General features: G+C 65.7%; 5 protein-coding genes. 4 read left to right on the forward strand and 1 reads right to left on the reverse strand.

Features of this window, described 5'->3' with window-relative positions; genetic code table 11:
* The 4 genes from traA to ACZYOF_RS41530 form a co-directional block, all read left to right on the forward strand.
* Window positions 1–2,579: Ti-type conjugative transfer relaxase TraA (gene traA, locus ACZYOF_RS41515; protein WP_463719364.1), on the forward strand; the 2,579-nt coding region annotated here is incomplete at its 5' end.
* The gene (traF, locus tag ACZYOF_RS41520; protein ID WP_463719365.1) at window positions 2,576–3,109 is read left to right on the forward strand and encodes a conjugative transfer signal peptidase TraF; all 534 of its coding nucleotides are present in this window, start codon (window positions 2,576–2,578) and stop codon (window positions 3,107–3,109) included. The genes traA and traF, both read left to right, overlap by 4 nt.
* Before the next feature lie 19 nt (window positions 3,110–3,128).
* Window positions 3,129–4,250 carry a conjugal transfer protein TraB gene (locus ACZYOF_RS41525; RefSeq protein ID WP_463719366.1) on the forward strand — a complete coding sequence of 374 codons (1,122 nt, stop codon included), beginning with the start codon at window positions 3,129–3,131 and terminating at the stop codon, window positions 4,248–4,250.
* Between the two features lie 11 nt (window positions 4,251–4,261).
* Complete coding sequence (locus tag ACZYOF_RS41530) at window positions 4,262–4,882, forward strand: TraH family protein (RefSeq protein ID WP_463719367.1); 621 nt, start codon at window positions 4,262–4,264, stop codon at window positions 4,880–4,882.
* Window positions 4,883–4,991: 109 nt separating this feature from the next.
* On the opposite strand, the gene ACZYOF_RS41535 is transcribed toward ACZYOF_RS41530, so the two are convergent.
* A partial coding sequence (locus ACZYOF_RS41535; protein ID WP_463719368.1) for an MFS transporter occupies window positions 4,992–5,907 on the reverse strand: 916 nt, incomplete at its 5' end.

The following is a 5,907-nucleotide window of genomic DNA, read 5'->3' on the forward strand; positions in this document are numbered from 1 at the left end:
CGGAGCGCGAGGGACGCGATCCCAACCTCGAACGGCTGCGTGTCTTCGACGAGAACCGGGCCGAGACGTTGAGGCGCATCCAGCGCCGTCCGGAGATCGTGCTCGACATGATTTCGCGGGAAAAGAGTGTGTTCGATGAGCGGGATGTCGGCAAGCTCCTGCATCGCTATGTCGACGATGCCGGAACATTCCAGCACTTGATGGCGCGGGTGCTGCAAAGCCCCGATGCGCTGCGGCTGGAAGGCGAGTCGATCGACTTCGCCACGGGCGCGCGGGCGCCGGCAAAATACACCACCCGCGAGCTGATCCGGCTCGAAGCGGAGATGGCACGGCGCGCGGTCCATCTCTCAGGCAGCACGGCTTTCGCGGTGAAGGCACCGGTCATCGCGGCCGTCTCCGCGCGGCACGCCAACCTCTCGGCCGAGCAGCGCTCCGCCATCGCGCATCTGGCATCCGGAGAGAGGATCGCGGCGGTTGTCGGCCGTGCCGGGGCGGGCAAGACCACAATGATGCGGGCCGCGCGTGAGGTGTGGGAGGCCGCTGGCTACCGCGTGGTTGGCGGCGCCTTGGCGGGCAAGGCGGCCGAGGGATTGGAGAAGGACGCGGGCATCGAATCCCGCACGCTCGCCTCCTGGGAATTGCGATGGAAGAGCGGTCGGGACGGCCTCGATGATCGAACGGTTTTTGTCCTGGACGAGGCCGGCATGGTCGCCTCGCGGCAGATGGCGCTGTTCGTCGAAACAGCGTCAAAGGCGGGGGCGAAGCTCGTCCTGGTCGGCGATCCGGAGCAGCTCCAGCCGATCGAAGCGGGGGCGGCGTTTCGCGCGATTGTCGAACGCATCGGCTATGCCGAGCTCGAGACGATCTATCGCCAGCGCCAGCAATGGATGCGCGACGCCTCGCTCGATCTTGCCCGTGGCCGGACGGTGCAGGCCCTGTCTGCCTATGGTCACCACGGACGTCTGTTCGGCTCGGAGTTGAAGGCGCAGGCAATCGACAATCTCATCGCCGATTGGAATCGCGACTACGATCCGTCCAAGTCAACATTGATCCTGGCGCATCTGCGCCGCGACGTCCGCGCGCTGAACGAAATGGCGCGGGCTAAACTCGTCGAGCGCGGTCTCGTCGAAGAGGGACATGCCTTCCGGACCGAGGACGGCGAGCGCCGGTTTGCGCCGGGCGACCAGATCGTCTTCCTGAAGAACGAGGGCTTGCTTGGCGTCAAGAACGGCATGATCGGCAAGGTCGTGGAAGCCGAGCCGGCGCGCCTGGTCGCCGAGATCGGTGAGGGCGAGGGCCGCCGCCGCGTCGAGGTCGATCAGCGCTTCTATCGCAATATCGACCACGGCTATGCGACGACCGTGCATAAGGCGCAAGGAGCGACGGTCGACCGGGTCAAGGTGCTGGCAACGCTGTCCCTCGACAAGCACCTGACCTATGTCGCGCTGACCCGCCATCGCGAGGATGTGGCGCTCTACTATGGCCGGCGTTCGTTCCAGAAGGCCGGTGGCCTGATCCCGATCCTGTCGCAGCGCCGGGCCAAGGAGACCACCCTCGATTACGAACGCGGCAGCCTCTATCGCGATGCGCCGCGTTTTGCCGCGAACCGTGGACTGCATATCGTCAAGGTGGCGCGCACGCTCGTGAACGATCGTCTGCGCTGGACGGTTAGCCAGAAGCAGCGCCTTGCCGACCTCGGCCGTCGGCTGCGTGCGCTCGGCGAAAAACTCGGCCTCGTCAATGGCCGTAGACCCATCATCAGCACCGCACACAAGGAGGCGAATCTCATGGTCGCCGGGGTGACGACGTTCCCCAAATCCCTCATCGACACCGTCGAGGACAGGATCCTCGCCGACCCCGCCATCAAGAAGCAGTGGGAGGATGTGTCCACCCGCTTCCGCCTCGTCTTTGCCGATCCCGAGCGCGCGTTCCGCGCGACGAACTTCGACGCCATGCTAAAGGATTCCGCCGCGGCAACTTCGACGATCGCCCGTCTCGCCACGAGCCCGCAATCCTTCGGGGCGCTGCGCGGCAAGACCGGTCTGATGGCGGGCAAGGCCGACAAGCAGAAGCGCCAACGCGCCGAGGCCAATGTGCCAGCGCTCAAGCGCGACATCGAGCGTTACTTGCGTCTGCGCGTCGAGGCCGAGCACAAGCATGAAGCCGAGGAACGCGCGAACCGGCATCGCGTCGCGATCGACATCCCCGCTGTGTCGCGCGAGGCGCATCGCGTGCTCGAGCGCGTACGGGATGCCATCGACCGCAATTACCTCCCGAGCGCGCTCGAGTTCGCGCTCGCCGACCGGATGGTGAAAGCGGAGATTGACGGTTTCAACAAGGCCATCGCCGAGCGCTTTGGCGATCGCACATTCCTGCCGAATGCCGCCGAAGAACCCAACGGGCAGACCCTCGAGAAGGCGGCGGCCGGCATGGATCCGGCGCGGCGCGAGCAGCTGAAAGCAGCCTGGCCCGCCATGCGCGCGGCACAGCAGCTCGCAGCAGGGGAGCGCACCGCGCAGGCGCTCAAACAGGCCGAGGCGCAGCGTCTGACCCAGAGCCGGGGACAGACCCTGAAATGACCATTCGGCGCTCCCTTCTGGTCATCCTGGCGGTCGGCTCCAGCCTCCTATTGGCCGTGGCGGGTGCCGGCTGGTGCGCCGGGCTGCGCGTCAACATGACGCCGAGCTATCCGCGCGGCCTGTGGCGGATCGAGCCGCTGGATCGGCCGGCCGCCGCCGGCGATCTCGTCTTCATCTGCCCGCCGGTCACAGCCGAGTTCGAACGCGCGTTCGCGCGCGGTTACATCCGGCGCGGACTTTGCGCCGGTGGCTTAAGCCCACTCGTCAAGACCGTCGCCGCCGTCGGCGGCCAACACGTTGATGTGGCTGATCAGGTCTCGATCGACGGCCGTCAGCTCCCCGATTCCGATGTCCGGCATACCGATGCCGCCGGCCGTCCTCTCGCGCCGTTTGCCGGCGGCGTCATCCCCGCGGGGGACGCCTATCTCCACTCTGATTTCGCAGGCTCCTATGATTCCCGCTACTTCGGCCCGATCCCGTCATCGGGCGTTCTCGGCCTCGCCCGACCCGTCTTCACCTTCGGTCCCTAGCGTCTGTCGCGGTGCCGCGATGGCTGTCGCCGCGGTTGCAGTCGGGGCTGCTGCCTGGTGCGGTCACGCGCTCGCCCTGCCGCTCGCCTGCGCCTTCCCGACGTTGTGGGCGTTCGCGCCGTCACGGTCGATCTCAGCGGTGGTGAGCGCCGCCTATTTCCTTGCGGCATCGCGCGGGCTGCCGCAGGGCGTCGTCAATTTCTACGGCACTGATCTCGGCGTCAGCATCGCCTTGTGGAGCGGCGCGGCGGCCATCTTCGTCCTTGTTCACGCCACGCTTTGGCAAAGCCGGCCGGGATGGGAGAGGGCGCTTTGGTTTGGGCTCGGGGCGGTCTTGATGAGCCTGCCGCCTTTCGGGGTCGTTGGATGGGCGCAGCCGATCACGGCGGCCGGCGTTCTGTTCCCCGGCTGGGGATGGTGGGGACTGGGCGCGACCGGAGCGATCCTGCTCACCATGACGACTGGCAAGTGGCCCGTCGCGGCGATCGCCGCGGCCAGCTTCTGGGGCTGGTCGGCCGCGCACTGGATCGCGCCGTCACAACCATCCGGATGGGCTGGCCTCGATACCAGGCTTGGGAGCGCGCTCGGCCGGGCTCTGGACCTCGATCAATCCGAGGCGCTTCTCCAGCGCGTTTGCGAAGCGGGCGCGGCCGGCGCGCGCGTTGTCTTGCTTCCCGAGAGTGCGGCCGGGCTGTGGACGCCGACCACGAGCGGCTTCTGGATGGACGGTCTGCGCAACACCGAGATGACGGTGATCGCCGGTACCGCGATCGTCGATCGCGAAGGCTATGACAACGCCATGGTGGAGATCGCCGCCGGCCGCGCACGCCAGCTCTATGGCGAACGCATGCCAGTGCCGGTCTCGATGTGGCAACCCTGGCTCGCTTGCGGGGCAAAGGCCAGCTTCTTCGGCAATCCCGTCGTCGAGTCCGTCAGCCGGCGCATCGCGCCCTTGATCTGTTACGAGCAACTGCTCGTCTGGCCCGTCCTGCAGTCGATGCTCCAGTCGCCCGACGTGCTTGTCGCGATCGGCAACGACTGGTGGACCGCCGGCACCAACGTCCTCGCGATTCAGAGAGCCAGCACCCAAGCCTGGGCGCGCCTGTTCGCCCTGCCGCTCGTGCTCTCGTTCAACACCTGAAGGGGATCAGCATGATCGATGCCACCACCATTCATCAATGCGCCGATCCGGGTCTGAAGCCCGCGATCATCGAGAAATTCATCCGCGCGGCCGGGGCATCCGATCCGCTCGCCGTCACCGTCCGGACCGGCAACCGCGTCATTCTGGTGACGCCGCCCAAGACGCCGGATGATGCCGTGGAGCTGGTCCGCCGTTACGTCGGCCAGGCGATGGTCCGCGTCGGCGTGACCCAATATCCGGTCGGGCTCGGCGTCACCGATGTCGCCGAACTCAAGGCCGATCTGGTCGATACCTGCGCCAATATCAGGATGGGCACCGCACTGTTCGGCAAGGTTTATCGCATCGTCACGAAATGGTATGGCGCGCCGGTCGACGAGGCGTTCGGCGATGCGATCGACGCGTGGAAAACCGGGTATTTCGACGGGAAATATGTATTCGACGAGCCCGATCCCGGCGCCCTGCCAGCCCGCAACGCGGGGTCGGATGCTGGCGACAAACCCGCGGATGGTGACGCGGCGAGGCCTACGAGCCGTCCGGACGATGGGACCCGACAGGACAAGAAGCCGGATGATCCCAACAGGGCAGGCATCAGGATCGATCTGACGGGCATTGGCGTCAGCAAGCCGAAATAGGCCTTTGCGGATAGCAATGACCTCGGTCGGAAAGGCGCCACGATCTAATAGTGGCAGCGCTCCCCATCCGCGAGTAGCCTGTGCTCAACTCCAGTTGAGCCACTGGAGTTCATCCGAACGAACGCTCGATCGTGCGGCGCACACGCACCTCGCCTGGACCGACGTGGTACTCTTTTATGACGCGGCCTTCCAGTGCTCGCTCAGCCTGAGTGGAGCGGTTGCGCTGGCGCAGGTAGTCGTGCCATGTGTGGAAGTGATAGCGCTCGATCCACACATCTGGATCCGCCATGTTTCGCGCGATCGACCAGCCGTAGGCGCCGTTACGCTGCCGGACGAGCCGAAGTTGCTGCATAACCTCCCGAAACCCAGGCGCGTTTCTCTGCACAACCCGATATTCGATCTCGATCACAACAGGTCCGTCGCGCCCGGTGATGGGCACCAGCACCTTTGGGTCCTCAAGGAGGCTTCCCTCTTCCACACGCGCCCTCACGGGCGGCATCCGTAGCCGCAGGCCGACCAGTGGCGATGCAACCATCAACGCGGCGGCAACGAGGAGGGCAGTTTCGACACCAGCGACCTCCGCCAAATGCCCCCAAGCCCAGCTGCCGAGCGCCAGCCCATCGGCTGAGGCCGCTTGATAGGCTGCCAGAGACCGTGCTGCGACCCAGCGGGGCGCAGAAAGCTGTACGCCAACGTTCAACAGAGTCCAACAGAGGGTCCACCCAGCACCAGCCACCACCAGTCCCAGTCCGGCGATCACTGGATTTCGGCTGAATGCCATAACAGCAATGCCCGTGCCCATAGCGAGCGCGCAGCATCGCATCGCTGCTTCAGCGCTCAAGTGCTTGCGCACCAACCCGATATTTGCCGCTCCGATGACAGCTCCCGCGCCAAAGGCGCCTAGTGGTTCATCACAGTGATTTTGACGTTTTGATACCGAGCCATTCGAGGATCGGCAAGTTTTCGGGTGGCAGGAGAATCTCGATGCTTCGGGGAACGCCGGGCTGACGGCGAATGAAGCCGTT

The organism is Bradyrhizobium sp. LeoA1Lang, from assembly GCF_055413685.1.

Coding starts and splice junctions, on each gene's coding strand:
- traF (WP_463719365.1), top strand. CDS start 2,576: ATGACCATTCGGCGCTCCCTTCTGGTCATCCTGGCGGTCGGCTCCAGC.
- ACZYOF_RS41525 (WP_463719366.1), top strand. CDS start 3,129: ATGGCTGTCGCCGCGGTTGCAGTCGGGGCTGCTGCCTGGTGCGGTCAC.
- ACZYOF_RS41530 (WP_463719367.1), top strand. CDS start 4,262: ATGATCGATGCCACCACCATTCATCAATGCGCCGATCCGGGTCTGAAG.